The following is a 15,241-nucleotide window of genomic DNA, read 5'->3' on the forward strand; positions in this document are numbered from 1 at the left end:
CCCGCCGTTCACGACGTGCGGCACCTCTCCACGAACCGGCGGGCGACACCCGGCTCGGCCGCCCAGTGCGTGTGCAGATAGCTCGCGTGCACCCCGCGCTCGACGAATCCCTCGACGCGCCGCTCGGGCGTCCGCATCCCCCAGGCCGGCGCCGCCCCGGCCCCCGGCTCCACGACCGTCCGGTGGAACTCGTGCCCCCGCATCCGGGTCCCCGCGCCGGCCAGCACGCTGTCGGACACGGCCACGGCGTCCCGGTAGCCCAGCGTCAGCCGCTGCGACATCCGCGCGGTGGCGTCCAGCACCCCGCACATCGGCAGACCGTCCAGCTCCCGGCACAGGTACAGCAGCCCCGCGCACTCGGCGGCCACGGGAGCACCGCTCAGCGCCAGCTCGGCGACGGCCTTGCGCAGCGGCTCGTTGGCGGACAGCTCGGAGGCGTACACCTCCGGGAAACCGCCCCCGACGACGAGCCCCGCGGTCCCCTCGGGCAGTTCCTCGTCCCGCAGCGGATCGAAGGGGACGACCTCGGCTCCGGCGGCGGTGAGCAGCTCGGAGTGCTCGGCGTAGGAGAAGGTGAAGGCCGCGCCGGCGGCGACGGCGACCCGCGTCCCGGTCCCGTCCGGCGCCTCACCCGGCTCCCAGGCCGTGGCACCCAGCGGCCCCGCACCGCGCGCCAGCCGGACCAGCGCCTCCAGGTCACACCCGTCGGCCACCTGCGCCGCCATCGCCGCGACGGCGTCCACCGCCGCACTCTGCCGCTCGGCGACGGGCACGAGACCCAGGTGCCGCGACGGCACACCCACCTGCGGCGCCCGCCGCAACACCCCCAGCACCGGCACCCCGACGGATTCCAGCGCCTCCCTCAGCATCACCTCGTGCCGGTCCGACCCGACCTTGTTGAGGATGACGCCGCCGACCCTCACCTCCGGGTCCCAGCTCACGAACCCGTGCACCAGCGCCGCCACCGACCGCGACTGCGCCGAGGCGTCCACCACCAGTACCACCGGCGCCCCGAGCAGCTTCGCGACCTGCGCGGTGGACGCCAGCTCGCCCTCGCCCGCCGCCCCGTCGTACAGCCCCATCACGCCCTCGACGACGGCGATGTCGCACCCGCGCGCCCCGTGCAGGAACAGCGGCCCGACCAGTTCGGGCCCGCACAGGTACGCGTCGAGGTTGCGCCCCACCCGCCCGGTGGCGAGCGCGTGGTAGCCGGGGTCGATGTAGTCGGGTCCGACCTTGTGCGGCGACACCGCGAGCCCGCGCCCCGTGAGCGCGGCCATCAGGCCGGTGGCGACGGTGGTCTTGCCGCTGCCCGACGAGGGAGCGGCGACGACCAGCCGGGGCACGGCGGAGGCGGCGGAGGTCACCACTCGATGCCCCTCTGCCCCTTCTGGCCGGTGTCCATCGGATGCTTGACCTTGGACATGTCGGTGACGAGGTCGGCGAAGTCCACCAGGGCGGCGGGCGCGTTCCGCCCGGTGATCACCACGTGCTGGGTGCCGGGCCGGTCGCGCAGCACGGAGACCACCTCGTCGGTGTCGATCCACCCCCAGTGCAGCGGGTAGGCGAACTCGTCCAGCACGTACAGCTTGTACGTCTCGGCGGCCAGGTCGCGCTTGACCTGCTCCCAGCCCTCCCTGGCCTTCTCCTCGTTGTCCTGCTGCTGGTCGCGCTGGACCCAGGACCAGCCCTCGCCCATCTTGTGCCAGTCGACGGTGCCGCCTTCCCCGGACGCGCCCAGCACCCGCAGGGCGTTCTCCTCACCGACCTTCCACTTGGCCGACTTGACGAACTGGAACACCCCGATCGGCCACCCCTGGTTCCAGGCCCGCAGCGCCAGCCCGAAGGCGGCGGTGGACTTGCCCTTCCCGACCCCCGTGTGCACGAACACCAGCGGCCGGTTGCGCCGCTGCCGGGTCGTCAGTCCGTCGTCCGGTACGACACTCGGCTTCCCCTGTGGCATTACGCGACCCTCCCGTTGTGCTGTCCGCTGCCCTGAACGTCCTTCACCAGACCGGCGATCGAGTCGGCCCGCAGCTCGTCGAGCGTCACCGCCGTACCGCCCAGCTCACCCGCGAGCCGCCCCGCGAGCCCGAGCCGCACGGGCCCCGACTCGCAGTCCACCACCACGGAGGCGACCCCGTCGGCGGCGAACAGCCGCGCCGCCCGCGAGGCCAGCGCGACGGGTTCCGGACCACCGGTGGCCCGCCCGTCCGTCACCACCACCACCAGCGCCCGCCGTGCCGGGTCCCGGAGCCGCTCCACCCGCAGCACCTCGTGGGCGCGCAGCAGCCCGGCGGCCAGCGGCGTACGTCCCCCGGTCGGCAGCGACTCCAGCCGGACCGCCGCCGCGTCCACCGAAGAGGTCGGCGGCAGCGCCACGTCGGCGGCCGTACCCCGGAAGGTCACCAGCCCCACCTTGTCCCGCCGTTGGTAGGCGTCCAGCAGCAGCGACAGCACGGCCCCCTTGACGGCGCCCATCCGCTGCCGCGCGGCCATCGACCCCGAGGCGTCGACGACGAAGAGCACGAGATTGCCCTCCCGCCCCTCGCGAGTGGCCTGCCGCAGATCGTCCCGGCGCACGACCAGACCGCGCCCCGACCGTCCCCGCGCCCGCTGGTGCGGCGCCGCCGCCTGCACGGTGGCCGCCAGGTGCAGCTTGGTCAGCGCCCCCTGCGGGCGGCGGGCCCCGGTGGTCCGGCCGTGCTCGGTCCGCGCCCGCGAACGGCGCCCGGCGGCGCCCTCGCCGAGACCCGGCACGCTCAGCACCCTGGTCCGGAACGGCTCCGCGGCCCGCACGGGGGACTGCTCACCGCAACCCCCGGCCGGCTGCGGCTCCCCGCCCTCACCGGCCTCCCCGGCCTCGGGAGGCGTGGCCGCGTCGCCGTCGCCCCGGGGGGCGTCCTCGGGCTCGGGCTGCCCACCGGGGCCGCCACCGGGCCCGGGATCGGGATCGTCGTCGCCCCCGTCACCGTCGGGCCCGTCCCCGCTCCCGTCGGGCCCGTCACCGCCGGGGCCGTCTCCACCCCCGTCGGGCTCGTCCTGCCCGCCGAACTCCTCCAGCGTCTCGTCCAGCTTGTCCTCGTCCAGCCCCGGCGCGTCGAAGGGGTTGCGCCGCCGCCGGTGGGGCAGCGCCAGCAGCGCCGCCTGCCGCACGTCCTCCGCGAGCACGTCCGTCCGGCCGGCCCACGCCGCCAGCGCGGTCGCCGTCCGGGCCATCACGATGTCGGCCCGCATGCCGTCCACCTCGAAGGCGGCGCAGGTCGCCGCGATCTGCCGCAACGCCCCGTCGCCCAGGCGCACCGACGGCAGCAGCTCCCGCGCCGCCGCGATCCGCGCCCGTACGGCGGCCTCCTCGTCGGCCCAGCGCGCCGCGAAACCGGCCGGGTCGTCGTCGTGGGCGAGCCGTCGCCGTACGACCTCCACGCGCTGGTCGGGCTCGCGCGAGGCCGCGACCTCCACCGTCAGCCCGAACCGGTCGAGCAACTGTGGACGCAGCTCGCCCTCCTCGGGGTTCATGGTGCCGACCAGCAGGAACTTCGAGGCGTGCCGCACCGACACACCCTCGCGCTCGACGTAGGAGGCGCCCATCGCGGCGGCGTCGAGGAGCAGATCGACCAGGTGGTCGTGGAGCAGGTTCACCTCGTCGACGTAGAGGATGCCGCGGTGCGCGTCGGCCAGCAGGCCCGGCTCGAAGGCCTTCACGCCCTCGGCGAGCGCCCGCTCGATGTCGAGGGCGCCCACCAGCCGGTCCTCGGAGGCGCCGACGGGCAGCTCCACCATGCGCGCCGGGCGCGAGGCGAAGGCGCCCGGCGTGTGCGGGCCGTCCGGGCAGCCCGGGTCGGGGGAGTCGGGATCACAGGAGAAGCGGCACCCGGAGACGACGTCCACCTGAGGCATCAGCGCCGACAGCGCTCGCACCGCGGTGGACTTCGCCGTGCCCTTCTCCCCGCGGACCAGCACACCGCCGACCGCCGGGGACACGGCGTTCAGCAGCAGCGCGAGTCGCAGGTCGTCCTGACCCACGACGGCCGTGAACGGGAACGGGATACTCACTTGTCGTCGCCCTCCAAGTCGCCCTCTGACTCCGGATCGGTGGCGCGCGGCCGCTGTGGCGTCCGCGCGTCCGGTTCGGCCCACAGGCCGAGGCCGGCGGCCTGTGGCGGCCGCTCGGTGCTGCCGCCCGGCGCCCACGGGCCGGATGCCTTCATGAGGCCCCGGTCCTCCGGGGCGAAGACGTACTCGGCGCCGGGCCGCCCGTACGTCCGGCCGTCCACGACTCCCGCCGTGGCGCCGTACCCGACGAGGCGGTCCGCGGTGGCCGCCCCGCCGAAAGCGCCCCCGCCGCCGGGCAGCCGTACGACGGCGAGGCCCGCGCCCTCGGCCGGGCCCGGCAGCGCCTCTCGGACGTCGACGCGGGCGGGACCGCCGAGCCGGTGGCCGGCGTCCGAGGCACGGACCGGCGGCACGCCCGTGCCGGCCGTCGACGGCGACAGCACGGTCCTCACGGTGCTCATGCGGGCGCTCCCGGCGGAACGAAGGGCAGTCCCCGCGGCGCGCCGGACTCGATGAGCCGCCACAACGCGTCGGTGTCCGCGTGCTGTTCGATCAGGTCGCCGAGCCGGTCCAGCTGCTCCTCGCGGAGCGCGGCGAACGAGGTGTCGGGGGCCGGCACGAAGCGGCGGCCCGCGGCGCCGGCCACCTCGCACAGGAAGGCCCGCCGGAAGCCGTCCGACTCCAGCGAACCGTGCCAGTGCGTGCCCCAGGTCTGGCCGACCCGGCAGCCGTCCAGGAAGGGGGAACCGCCCGTGACGTCGGCGACCCCGTGGTGGATCTCGTACCCCTCGACGCGCTCGCCGAGGGCCTCGCCCACCGGCCGGGTGAGGGTCTTCTCCCGCGCGAACCGCACCCGCACGGGCAGCAGTCCGAGGCCGTCCACGTGTCCGGCACGCGACTCGACCTCGTCCTCGATGTGCTCGCCGAGGAGCTGGAAACCGCCGCAGATCCCGAGCACCGGCCGCCCCTCGGCGGCCCTCCGGACGACCGCGTCCGCCAGCCCCCGCTCCCGCAGCCACTCCAGCGCGCGTACCGTCCCGCGCGTCCCCGGCACGATCACCAGGTCGGCGTCGGCCAGTTCCTCCGGCCGGTCCACGAACCGCACCACGACGCCCGGCTCGGCGGCCAGCGCGTCCACGTCCGTGAAGTTGGACATCAGCGGGACGGCGCAGACGGCGACGCGCAGCACGTCCTCGCCGACCGGCGGGGCGACGACGGACTCCCGCACCGTGCCTCGCATCGACACCCGCAGACCGTCCTCCTCGTCGATGCCGAGCCCGTGCCGGAAGGGCAGCACGCCGTACGTCCGCCGCCCGGTGAGGCCGTGCAGCATGTCGAGACCCGGCTCCAGCAGCGACACGTCGCCGCGGAACTTGTTGACGAGGAACCCGGCGACCAGCGCCTGGTCCTCGGGCGCCAGCAGCGCCACCGTGCCGAAGAACGAGGCGAAGACGCCCCCGCGGTCGATGTCGCCGACGACCAGGACCGGGAGTCCGGCGCCCCGGGCGATCCCCATGTTCACGATGTCGGTGCGCCGCAGGTTGATCTCGGCCGGGCTGCCCGCCCCCTCGCAGATCACCGCGTCGTAGGAGGCGCGCAGCTCGGCCAGCGAGCCGAGCACGGTGTCCAGCAGCCGCCCCTGGCGCTCGCCGTGGTAGCCGCGGGCGCTCATCTCGCCGACGGGCCTGCCGAGCAGCACGACCTGACTGCTGCGCTCCCCGCCGGGCTTGAGCAGCACGGGGTTCATGTGCGCGGTCGGCTCCACCCGGCAGGCCTGGGCCTGCATCGCCTGGGCCCGGCCGATCTCGGCGCCCTCGCGGGTCACGAAGGAGTTGAGCGACATGTTCTGCGCCTTGAACGGGGCGACCTTGACGCCCTGGCGCACCAGCCAGCGGCAGATGCCGGCGGTGACGACGCTCTTCCCGGCGTCGGAGGTGGTACCGGCGACGAGCAGGCCACCGTTCATGACGTACGTCCCTTCCCGCTGACCCTCTTGATCCGGCTGCCTCCGCCGGTGACCCCGCCGACCGCGCCGGCTCCGCCGGTCCCGCGCGCGAGGAGCCGCACGCCCGCGCACACGCCCAGCGCCAGCCAGCTCACGCGCCGGGACAGCCGGACCGCCCGGTCGATGTCCCCCGAACCGGCCCGGACGCCGCGCCCGGCCGCCCCGTTGAGGACGGGCCGGTGCTCCGTCCGCCCGCCGTAGGAGAGCGTCCCGCCGAGCCGCACGCCGAGGGCGCCCGCGAACGAGGCTTCCACGGGCCCGGCGTTGGGACTCGGGTGCCGGGCGGCGTCCGCCCGCCAGGCCCGTGCGGCGCTCCGCGGATCACCGCCCGCGACGGTGGCCAGTACCGCGGTCAGGCGGGCGCCCGGCCAGCCCGCGAGATCGTCCAGGCGGGCCGAGGCCCACCCGTAGCGGCGGTACCTGAGCGACTTGTGGCCGACCATCGCGTCCAGGGTGTTGACGGCCCGGAAGCCGAGCAGTCCGGGCACTCCGGCCACCGCGCCCCACACCAGGGCGCCCACCACCGCGTCCGAGGTGTTCTCGGCGACGGATTCCACGACGGCCCGCGCGATCCCGTCGGCGTCCAGCGCCTGCGGGTCCCGGCCGCACAGGTGCGGCAGCCGCGCCCGCGCCGCCTCGACGTCCCCGGCGTCCAGGGCCCGTCCGACCGCCCGGGCCTCGCGGGCGAGCGAGGTGCCGCCGACCACGGCCCAGGTGGCCGCGCCGGTCAGCGCGACGGAGGCGGCGGGGGAGCGGCGTACGGCGTGCGCGGCTGCCGCACCGAGGGCGGCGGCACCGCCCGCGCACACGGCGGTGTGCAGGGCGCCGCGGCCCCGGTGGTCCGCCCACAGCACCCGCTCCACGGCGCCCGCGGCACGGCCGAACGCGGCGACCGGGTGCCCGCGGCGCGGATCACCGAGGAGCAGGTCGCCGAGGAGGCCGGCGGCGGCGCCGTACGCGAAGTCGCGTCCGGCACGCACGGGCTCAGCCGGTCACACGGGCAGAAAGGCACCGGGTACGGGGCGTCGTGCGGTGGCGGCAGCCGGGCATCGCGTCATGTCCTCACTCAGGGTGTCCACGCCCTGGTTCGAAGAGTCCGGCGGTGAGAGTTCCTGGCTCCCGGGGGTCCTGATCCCCGGTCACAGTGGCGGGACCGCGCCGGATTCGCACCGGGCTTCCTCTCCTGCCGCCGTAGATGGCCCGGGAAGTCCACCACGGCCCGCGAACACCCGTCAACCTGGCGTTGACCTGCGACGGGGGAGTGTGCGCAGGCCCACACGCGAACAGCGTGCGCCGGCACACGAAACGAGCCGGTGCACGGAACGCGCGGACGCACGAAAGGGCGGGGCGCGGAACGGTCCGAGTCCGTTCCGCGCCCCGCCCCGGGGGCGTGCGCCGTGCTTCGGGCGGCGGTCAGGCGACGATCAGGTAGATCCCGTACGCCACCGCCGCCGTGCAGGCCGCGAAGCACGCGTACGCGCCGGTGACCGCAAGGGGCGCGGAGCCGCCCTCGGCGGCGGCCCGCTCCCGGTGGGAGAGGCCGACGATGCCGAGGGTGAACAGGCCCACCAGGGCCACCGTGGCCACGAGGCTGACGCCGAAGACGGAGCCCAGGGCTGCCCAGTCGATGCTCATGGAGGTTCGCTTCCTTCGTACCCGGGACGCGGGTTCAGACGGGGGTGGCGGCCGACGGGGCCTTGGAGTCGGCGGTGGTCACCGGCGCCGGGAGGGTGGCCGCCAGGTGGTCGGTCACGCCCGCCGGGGGCGGGGACACGGCGGCCATCGCGGTGGTGACCACACCGGCGGGCTCGGGCTGCCCGGGCGTCCCGGCGGCGGGGTCGGCGTCGACGACGTTGGTGTGGTCGACGACCTCGCGGCGGGAGATCCGCCAGATCGCGAAGCTGGCCGCCATCAGGAACACCGCGACCAGGGCCGTGCCCCAGTCGCCGAGGCGGCAGACCCACTCGGCGAGCGCGGCGACCAGGGCCGCGGCCGGCAGCGTCAGGCCCCAGGCGACGAACATCCGGGTGGCCGTGGACCAGCGGACCACGCCGCCCTTGCGGCCGAGACCGGCGCCCATCACCGCGCCGGAGACCGAGTGAGTGGTGGACAGGGAGAAGCCGAGGTGCGAGGAGGCCAGGATGACCGTCGCGGCACTCGTCTGGGCGGCGAAGCCCTGCTGCGGCTGGAGGTCGGTCAGGCCCTTGCCCATGGTGCGGATGATGCGCCAGCCGCCCAGGTAGGTGCCGAGTGCGATGGCCAGGCCCGCGCCCAGGATGACCCACACCGGCGGGTCGGAGTCGGGGGCGAGCGAGCCGCCGGCGATCAGGGCGAGGGTGATGATGCCCATCGTCTTCTGGGCGTCGTTGGTGCCGTGGGCCAGCGAGACCAGACCGGCGGAGGCGATCTGGCCGGCGCGGTAGCCCTTCGCGGCCGCCTTGCCGTCGGCCCTGCGGCCCAGCGAGTACGTCATCCGGGACGCGAGCAGCGCCGCCACCCCGGCCACGATCGGCGCGGCGACCGCGGGCAGGAGCACCTTGGTGACGAGCACGTCGCCGTTGACCGCGCCGAGGCCGGCCGAGGCCACGGCGGCACCGATCAGTCCGCCCATCAGGGCGTGGGAGGAACTGGACGGGAGCCCGACCAGCCAGGTCAGCAGGTTCCAGAGGATCGCGCCGACCAGTGCGGCGAAGATGACCTCGGGACGGATGCCGGTCTCGTCGACGAGACCCTTGGAGATCGTGTTGGCGACCTCCACCGAGAGGAAGGCGCCTACAAGGTTGAGGACGGCGGACATCGCCACCGCCACCTTGGGCTTGAGCGCACCGGTCGAAATGGTCGTCGCCATCGCGTTCGCGGTGTCGTGGAAACCGTTCGTGAAATCGAACGCGAGTGCGGTTACCACCACAATCGCGAGGATCAGCGAGAAGCTTTCCATTTACCCAGGCAATCGTTCGAGGTCGTTGGCGCGACGAACCTAGGTAACCAGAGTGAACGGAAGATGAACTGAGCAGGGCGTGACGGTGACCGGAAACGGCGTCGCGACCTCCCCCTGCGTGCCCGCTCCGATGCTCTCCGGAGACATGCCTGGCAGGATCACCGCGACGCCGTTCGGCGACGGGACACGAGGGGCCGCGGGCGGCCCGGCAGGAGACGGTGACTGTGACGAATTCGCGGGCCGCGGGGGCGGACCGGGCCGGAGGGCCGGACGGGAAGGCGGACCCCGGCCCGGCCGTGGAGGCGTCCGTTGCGGCGGCCTGGGAGGCGCTCGTCGCGACGGCCCGGCGGACCGTGGCGGACGGGCTGGTGGTCGGCACCTCCGGCAACGTCTCGGTCCGTGTCGGCGACACGGTCCTGGTCACCCCTTCGGGTGTGCCCTACGACCGTCTGGCCCCGCACGACGTGACCGGCGTCGACCTGGACGGACGGCAGGTGCTCGGCACGCTGGTCCCCACCAGCGAGCTGCCCATGCACCTGGCCGTCCACCGCGCCGCCCCCGACGCCCGCGCCGTCGTCCACACCCACGCCGTGCACGCGACGGCGGTCTCGCTGCTCGTCCCGGAACTCCCGCCGGTGCACTACATGACCGCGGCGCTCGGCGGGCCGGTCCGGGTCGCCCCGTACGCGGCCTACGGCACCGACGCCCTCGCCCGCGGCATGCTCGACGCCCTCACCGACCGCACCGGCTGCCTGCTGCGCAACCACGGCACGATCACCTACGGCGGCTCCCTCGACCAGGCCTACGACCGCACCGCCCAGCTCGAGTGGATGTGCCGCCTCTGGCTGACCGCCTCCTCGGTGCCCGGCCACTCGCCGTCCCTGCTGACGGAGGCGGAGTTGGCGGAGGCGGCCCGGCGGCTGCGGGGATACGGGCAGCGGAGTTGACGCGCGGGGGGCGTGCCCGGCGGGTTCGCGGGTACCGGCTACGGGACACGAGGGCGCCGTCACTCCCCGTCACCCGTCCACTGGCCGCCCGCGGACTCCACCAGGAGACTGGCCCCATGCGCACTGTCACCGCAACGGCAGCCGCCGTCACCGCAGCTCTGGCGACCTCGGCGGCGAGCATCGCCGTCGGCCGGCTCGCCAGCGACGCCGCGCTCAAGGCGCCCCCCGGCCGGCCGCTGCCCACCGAGCCCCGGCTCACCGTGCACGGCACCGCCGCCGGGCAGATCACCCTCACCCGGGACCTGGCCGCGCTGCGCCCCGGCCGGTACGGGCTCGCCGGTGACGGCTCCCACGCGGTCGTCGGACCCGTCCTCGGGACCGTCGAGCACGGCGCCGACACCGTCGTGCGCCGCCTCGAACGCGTCACGCACGGCACCGTCCAGGCCGGCGACCGGGCGTGGTTCACCCCCAACCTGTACGTCGGGAACCCGGGCACGGCCCTCGGCCTCGAGTACGCCGACGTCGAGGTCCCGGGGGAACTCGGCCCGCTCCCGGCCTGGTTCCTGCCCGGGGCCCGGCCGACCTGGGTCATCGCCGTGCACGGCCTGGCCGCCACCCGCGAGCACGCCCTGAACCTCATCGCCCCCCTGCACCGCCGCGAGGTGCCGGTGCTCGCCCTCGCCTACCGCGGCGACGTCGGCGCCCCGCCCTCGCCCGACGGACTGCACCACTTCGGCGAGACCGAGTGGCGCGACGTGGACGCGGCGGTCCGCTACGCCGTCGACCACGGCGCCCGCCAGGTCGTCCTGCTCGGCTGGTCCACCGGCGCCACCATGGCCCTGCGCACCGCCGCGCTCTCCGGCGTGCGCGAGCGCATCGCGGGGCTCGTCCTGGACTCCCCGGTGCTCAGCTGGGAGACCACCCTGCGCGCCCTGGCCGCGGCCCGCCGCACCCCCGGCGCGCTGCTGCCGCTCGCTGTCCGGGCCGCCCAGGGCCGCGCCGGGCTGCGCGGCGACCAGGACGCCGGCATGGCCGGGCTGTACCGCCCGTCGGTGCCCACGCTGATCTACCACGGCCCCGGCGACGCGGTGGCCCCCTGGCGCCTCTCCCGGCGTCTCGCCGACACCCACTCGCGCCTCGTCGCCCTCCACACTGTCCGCGACGCCCCGCACGGCGCCATGTGGAACGCGGACCCCGAGGACTACGAGGAGACCTTCCGCCGTTTCATGACCCCCCTGGTCTGAGCGCGCCGCACCCCCGCCCCGCGCTCGCCGCGACGCGACCCGCTCCGGTTCCGTTCCGCGCCGTACCACCGGCCCGGTCCGGTGGCCGGACGGCGTGTCCGGCCTCCGCGTCCGCCCTCCCAGGAGGCCGACGGGGCCTTCCGTTTGGGTTTTCGGACCGTCAACCGGAAGACTGCACCCGTGACGTCCCGTATCCCGCGCGACTCCAGGCTTCGACTCGTCCGCCCACGACCCCTGGCCGCCGCCCCCCAAGCGATGAATCAGCGTCGTCCGCGCCGCCCCGCGCCGCGCCCCCCGGAAGGCACACCGGCCAGGTCGGAGCTGGCCGCGATGGCGCGCTCCGGTCTCGCCGACGCGGCCCGGGTCGCCCGCTGGGCCGACTCAGCCCTCGGCCCCGGACGCGGCAGCGCGACCGCCGACGGCAAGGCCACCCTGTCCGACGCGACCGCCGACCAGGCGGCGCGCGCACTCGGCCTGACCGCGGCCGAGGTCCGCGCCGACTGGGACACCGCACGCCTCGCCGGACTGGTCGAGGTGCACGGCGGCACCGCCCGCCCCGGCTGGCGGCTGCGCGCCTGGAACCGCGACGACGGCGCCGTGCTGCGCGGCTGGGTCGCCCTCTTCGACGCCTGGTCGCTCGCCCACCCAGAACCCGCCGGGCAGGAGCCCGCCGCGGTGGCCGAGGTCGTCTCCGCGATGCCCCAGGTGCTCTCCTTCCTCCAGCTGTCCGCCGGGCCCGTCCCCGTCGCGCAGCTCCTGGACCTGCTGGAGCAGCGCGTCACCGAACTGCGCACCGAACGCTGCGAGGTGCCCTACGGCCCCCGGCTGGAGCCCGGCACACCGGGCACCGAGCCCGTCCCGGGCCCCGCCGCCGACACGCCGCTCGCCCCGCTGCTCGACTGGGCCCTGGACGCCCTCGCCTCCGTCGGCGCCCTCACCTGCGACGACGGCCAGGCCACGCTCACCCCGCTCGGCAACTGGGCGGTCTGGGTCAAGCTGGAGCAGATCTGCGTCGCCGCGCAGAGCCCCGCGGGCAACATCGAGCAGTCGGCCGAGGGCATGCTCCGCGGCTGCGGCCGGCTCCGCCCCAACGCCGCCCGCGCCGAGTACCGCGCCTGGCTGGCCGCCCGCCCCGTCGGCAGCGCCGTCGCCGAGCTGCTCGGCGCCGCCCGCGGTGAGGACGCCCTGCTGCGCGGCCTCGCCTTCGACGCGCTGCGGGTCGTCGGCGCCCCCGCCGAGCCGGACGTGCGCGCGGTCCTCGACGAGCCGACGCTCAGGCCGTACGCCCTGCTCTGGCTGGCCGAGCACGACGGCGCCGACCCCGAGGACGCCCACGAGGTCCTCACCCGCCCGGAGGCCACCTGGCTGTGGGTCGACACCGCGGCGGCCGTCGCCGACCACGGGGAGGCGCCGCTGCTGGTGCGGCACCTGGAGTCGGCGGTGCAGGCCACCGTCCCGGCCCTGCTCGACGAGGTCCGCGCCGTCGGGCACCCCCGCACCGTGCAGGTCCTGGTCGCCCTCGCCGCCGCGCACCCGGATCCCGCGCTGGCCAAGGCCGTGCGCCGGGCGGCCTTCCAGGTCCACACCGGGGGCAGCTGAGCGCCCCGGCCCGGGCGGTCGTACGCGCCGGAGGCTACCCGCGCAGCTCCGGCGCGTACGTCCCGAAGCTCCAGACGTTGCCCTCCAGATCGCGGGCCATGTAGTCGCGCGAGCCGTATTCCTGGTCGGTCGGGGGCATCAGGATCTCCGCGCCGTGCTCCACCGCTCGCCGGTGATGGGCGTCGACGTCCGCCACCACGACGTACACCCCCGTCACGCCGCCGCTCCCCATGGCCTCGTCGAAGCGGCCGCCCCCGCCCTTCGAGCCCAGCATGACCGCGCCGTTGCCCTGGACCAGCTCCGCGTGGGCCACCGAGCCGTCCTCGCCCTCGTGCACCGCGTGCTCGGTGAAGCCGAAGGCCTCGGTCAGCTGCCGGATCGCGGCCCTGGCGTCCGCGTACCGGAGTGCCGGGTAGATGCTCGGAGGTCCGCCCTCGCCGCCTGCCATGCCGATCACTTCCCTGTGAGCCGGTGGTCCGTCCTGACGGGCCGAGCCCGCGGCCCCGGAAGCCGCTTCGACCCGTTCGCCCCAGTCTCGCACCGGCCACCGGCAACGCCCTGTCGGCGCTCGCGCGGTGTTCGGGAGCCGCGCGGGGAAAAGCGGTTGCACGGCCCCGTTAGACTGGCCCCCATGGCCATTCTCCTCGTGCATTAGACGGCGGGATCCTCCACAGCCGCCCATCCCGCCAATCCACCCGCCCAGGAGTCTGACCGTGATCTCCGCTTCCGGCATCGAGCTGCGCGCCGGTGCCCGTGTCCTCATCGAGAACGCCACCTTCCGCATCGCCAAGGGCGACCGCATCGGCCTGGTCGGCCGCAACGGCGCCGGCAAGACCACCCTCACCAAGGTCCTCGCCGGCGAGGGCCAGCCCGCCGCGGGCAGCGTCACCCGCTCCGGCGAGGTCGGCTACCTCCCGCAGGACCCGCGCACCGGCGACCTCGACGTGCTGGCCCGCGACCGCATCCTCTCCGCCCGCGGCCTGGACGTCCTGATCCGCAAGATGCGGGAGAACGAGCAGCGCATCGCCAACGGCCAGGGCGCCACCCGCGACAAGGCCCTGCGGCAGTACGAGCGCCAGGAGACGGAGTTCCTCACCAAGGGCGGGTACGCCGCCGAGGCCGAGGCCGCCACCATCGCCGCCGCGCTCAACCTGCCCGACCGGGTGCTCGGCCAGCCCCTGCACACGCTCTCCGGCGGCCAGCGCCGCCGCATCGAGCTGGCCCGCATCCTCTTCTCGGACGCGGACACCCTGCTGCTCGACGAGCCGACCAACCACCTCGACGCCGACTCGATCGTCTGGCTGCGCGACTACCTGAAGACCTACCGCGGCGGCTTCATCGTGATCTCCCACGACGTCGACCTGGTCGAGACGGTCGTCAACAAGGTGTTCTACCTGGACGCCAACCGCTCCCAGATCGACGTCTACAACATGGGCTGGAAGCTCTACCAGCAGCAGCGGGAGGCCGACGAGAAGCGCCGCAAGCGCGAGCGGCAGAACGCCGAGAAGAAGGCGTCCGCGCTGCATTCGCAGGCCGACAAGATGCGGGCGAAGGCCACCAAGACCGTCGCCGCGCAGAACATGGCCCGCCGCGCGGACAAGCTGCTGGCCGGCCTGGAGGCGGAGCGGAAGTCCGACAAGGTCGCCAAGCTGCGCTTCCCCGAGCCCTCGCCGTGCGGCAAGACCCCGCTCATGGCGGAGGGACTGTCGAAGTCGTACGGCTCGCTGGAGATCTTCACCGACGTCGACCTGGCCATCGACAAGGGCTCCCGCGTCGTCATCCTCGGCCTCAACGGCGCGGGCAAGACGACCCTGCTCCGCCTGCTGGGCGGGGCGGAGAAGCCCGACACCGGCAAGGTCATCGAGGGCCACGGACTCAAGCTCGGCTACTACGCGCAGGAGCACGAGACCCTCGATCCCGAGCGCACCGTCCTGGAGAACATGCGCTCGGCCAACCCCGATCTGGACCTGGTCGAGGTCCGCAAGACGCTGGGTTCGTTCCTGTTCTCCGGCGACGACGTCGACAAGCCCGCCGGAGTCCTGTCCGGCGGAGAGAAGACGCGGCTCGCCCTGGCCACCCTCGTGGTCTCCTCGGCGAACGTGCTGCTCCTCGACGAGCCCACCAACAACCTCGACCCCGCCAGCCGCGAGGAGATCCTCGGCGCGCTGCGCACCTACAAGGGCGCCGTCGTTCTCGTCACCCACGACGAGGGCGCCGTCGAGGCGCTCCAGCCGGAGCGGATCATCCTGCTCCCGGACGGTGTCGAGGACCTGTGGGGCGCCGACTACGCGGACCTGGTCGCGCTCGCCTGAGCGTCGTCCCGGCCGGCGTCGACTCCGCTTGATCGAATGGATGATCCACCGGTGATGGATCATTCGGCCGATCCGTGATCCACCATCTGTGTGAGATCTCCTCATCAAGAGGTGTGTCCTACATCGATTTCGCGGCCGGG

Annotated in this window: 13 protein-coding genes and 1 riboswitch; of the genes, 4 read left to right on the plus strand and 9 right to left on the minus strand. The window is 74.9% G+C overall.

The genetic code is table 11. The annotated features are described in order from the left end of the window. Positions 1-8 precede the first annotated feature (8 nt). The 8 genes from ACIBCJ_RS17635 to pitH form a co-directional block, all read right to left on the minus strand. Positions 9-1,370 (minus strand): cobyrinate a,c-diamide synthase, encoded by a 1,362-nt coding sequence (locus ACIBCJ_RS17635; RefSeq protein WP_362103668.1) that lies wholly within the window; start codon positions 1,368-1,370, stop codon positions 9-11. Beyond that, the gene (gene cobO / locus ACIBCJ_RS17640) at positions 1,364-1,963 is read right to left on the minus strand and encodes a cob(I)yrinic acid a,c-diamide adenosyltransferase (protein ID WP_362509588.1); all 600 of its coding nucleotides are present in this window, start codon (positions 1,961-1,963) and stop codon (positions 1,364-1,366) included. The genes ACIBCJ_RS17635 and cobO overlap by 7 nt, the downstream gene beginning before the upstream one ends. Then, entirely contained in the window at positions 1,963-4,056 is a 2,094-nt protein-coding gene (locus ACIBCJ_RS17645) for a putative cobaltochelatase (protein ID WP_365980287.1), read from the minus strand. Before ACIBCJ_RS17645 ends, cobO begins: the two co-directional genes overlap by 1 nt. Next, positions 4,053-4,517, minus strand: a complete 465-nt coding sequence (locus ACIBCJ_RS17650; protein WP_365980288.1) for a cobaltochelatase subunit CobN — start codon at positions 4,515-4,517, stop codon at positions 4,053-4,055. Before ACIBCJ_RS17650 ends, ACIBCJ_RS17645 begins: the two co-directional genes overlap by 4 nt. Next, positions 4,514-6,022 carry a cobyric acid synthase gene (locus tag ACIBCJ_RS17655; protein ID WP_365980289.1) on the minus strand — a complete coding sequence of 503 codons (1,509 nt, stop codon included), beginning with the start codon at positions 6,020-6,022 and terminating at the stop codon, positions 4,514-4,516. The genes ACIBCJ_RS17650 and ACIBCJ_RS17655 overlap by 4 nt, the downstream gene beginning before the upstream one ends. Then, the gene (locus tag ACIBCJ_RS17660; RefSeq protein ID WP_365980290.1) at positions 6,019-7,041 is read right to left on the minus strand and encodes a cobalamin biosynthesis protein; all 1,023 of its coding nucleotides are present in this window, start codon (positions 7,039-7,041) and stop codon (positions 6,019-6,021) included. The genes ACIBCJ_RS17655 and ACIBCJ_RS17660 overlap by 4 nt, the downstream gene beginning before the upstream one ends. Before the next feature lie 126 nt (positions 7,042-7,167). Then, positions 7,168-7,243: riboswitch (cobalamin riboswitch) on the minus strand. A gap of 231 nt (positions 7,244-7,474) precedes the next feature. After that, a complete protein-coding gene (locus ACIBCJ_RS17665) occupies positions 7,475-7,696 on the minus strand; it encodes a hypothetical protein (protein ID WP_133890429.1) in 222 nt (73 codons plus the stop codon). 34 nt (positions 7,697-7,730) lie between these two features. Further along, a complete protein-coding gene (pitH, locus tag ACIBCJ_RS17670; RefSeq protein WP_362103674.1) occupies positions 7,731-8,999 on the minus strand; it encodes a low-affinity phosphate transporter PitH in 1,269 nt (422 codons plus the stop codon). 224 nt (positions 9,000-9,223) lie between these two features. On the opposite strand from pitH, the gene ACIBCJ_RS17675 reads away from it, so the two are divergent. The 3 genes from ACIBCJ_RS17675 to ACIBCJ_RS17685 all read left to right on the plus strand — a co-directional run bounded on the left by ACIBCJ_RS17675 (position 9,224) and on the right by ACIBCJ_RS17685 (position 12,789). Then, positions 9,224-9,946, plus strand: coding sequence for a class II aldolase/adducin family protein (locus ACIBCJ_RS17675; protein WP_362103675.1), 723 nt, complete (start codon positions 9,224-9,226; stop codon positions 9,944-9,946). 116 nt (positions 9,947-10,062) lie between these two features. After that, complete coding sequence (locus tag ACIBCJ_RS17680; protein ID WP_365980291.1) at positions 10,063-11,190, plus strand: alpha/beta fold hydrolase; 1,128 nt, start codon at positions 10,063-10,065, stop codon at positions 11,188-11,190. A 180-nt stretch (positions 11,191-11,370) separates the two neighbouring features. Further along, positions 11,371-12,789 (plus strand): hypothetical protein, encoded by a 1,419-nt coding sequence (locus ACIBCJ_RS17685; protein ID WP_393530248.1) that lies wholly within the window; start codon positions 11,371-11,373, stop codon positions 12,787-12,789. Positions 12,790-12,823: 34 nt separating this feature from the next. Here the strand turns inward: ACIBCJ_RS17685 and ACIBCJ_RS17690 are convergent, their stop codons facing one another. After that, positions 12,824-13,237: a VOC family protein gene (locus tag ACIBCJ_RS17690; RefSeq protein WP_365980292.1), complete on the minus strand. Its 414-nt coding sequence runs from the start codon at positions 13,235-13,237 to the stop codon at positions 12,824-12,826. 265 nt (positions 13,238-13,502) lie between these two features. Between ACIBCJ_RS17690 and ACIBCJ_RS17695 the strand changes: the two genes are divergently transcribed. After that, the gene (locus ACIBCJ_RS17695; protein WP_362103679.1) at positions 13,503-15,101 is read left to right on the plus strand and encodes an ABC-F family ATP-binding cassette domain-containing protein; all 1,599 of its coding nucleotides are present in this window, start codon (positions 13,503-13,505) and stop codon (positions 15,099-15,101) included. The last annotated feature ends 140 nt before the right edge of the window (positions 15,102-15,241 follow it).

The organism is Streptomyces sp. NPDC051136 (assembly GCF_044455745.1).
GTDB lineage: Bacteria > Actinomycetota > Actinomycetes > Streptomycetales > Streptomycetaceae > Streptomyces.

What these genes read in the sequence shown, in the direction of transcription:
- pitH (WP_362103674.1), bottom strand. Translation starts at nt 8,999, where the DNA reads ATGGAAAGCTTCTCGCTGATCCTCGCGATTGTGGTGGTAACCGCACTC.
- cobO (WP_362509588.1), bottom strand. Translation starts at nt 1,963, where the DNA reads ATGCCACAGGGGAAGCCGAGTGTCGTACCGGACGACGGACTGACGACC.
- ACIBCJ_RS17650 (WP_365980288.1), bottom strand. Translation starts at nt 4,517, where the DNA reads ATGAGCACCGTGAGGACCGTGCTGTCGCCGTCGACGGCCGGCACGGGC.
- ACIBCJ_RS17665 (WP_133890429.1), bottom strand. Translation starts at nt 7,696, where the DNA reads ATGAGCATCGACTGGGCAGCCCTGGGCTCCGTCTTCGGCGTCAGCCTC.
- ACIBCJ_RS17655 (WP_365980289.1), bottom strand. Translation starts at nt 6,022, where the DNA reads ATGAACGGTGGCCTGCTCGTCGCCGGTACCACCTCCGACGCCGGGAAG.
- ACIBCJ_RS17690 (WP_365980292.1), bottom strand. Translation starts at nt 13,237, where the DNA reads ATGGCAGGCGGCGAGGGCGGACCTCCGAGCATCTACCCGGCACTCCGG.
- ACIBCJ_RS17680 (WP_365980291.1), top strand. Translation starts at nt 10,063, where the DNA reads ATGCGCACTGTCACCGCAACGGCAGCCGCCGTCACCGCAGCTCTGGCG.